Raw genomic sequence first — 260 nt, forward strand, 5'->3', positions numbered from 1 at the left:
AGAAATTCGGGTACTGAGTCGCGGCCGGTTGGCCTCGCTTCAGCAAATTGGGTATGTGACAGCTGGGTGTTTTGTGAGTCTCTCGAACTTTCGGTTCGTTTCGTCTTCACACACCGCAATCTGGTGCCTTTTCAGGTCAGCAAATTGCTTGGGTGTTATATGGTCAAGCCTCACGGGCAATTAGTATTGGTTAGCTCAACGCCTCACAGCGCTTACACACCCAACCTATCAACGTCGTAGTCTTCGACGGCCCTTCAGGG

General features: G+C 51.5%; 1 rRNA gene. It reads right to left on the reverse strand.

Going from position 1 to position 260, the window contains the following annotated elements:
* Nucleotides 1-159: 159 nt before the first annotated feature.
* A 23S ribosomal RNA gene (locus tag KW841_RS29505) occupies nt 160-260 on the reverse strand; the annotation flags it as partial.

It is taken from the genome of Pseudomonas sp. PDM28, assembly GCF_019219115.1.
Classification (GTDB): Bacteria; Pseudomonadota; Gammaproteobacteria; order Pseudomonadales; family Pseudomonadaceae; genus Aquipseudomonas; species Aquipseudomonas laurylsulfatiphila.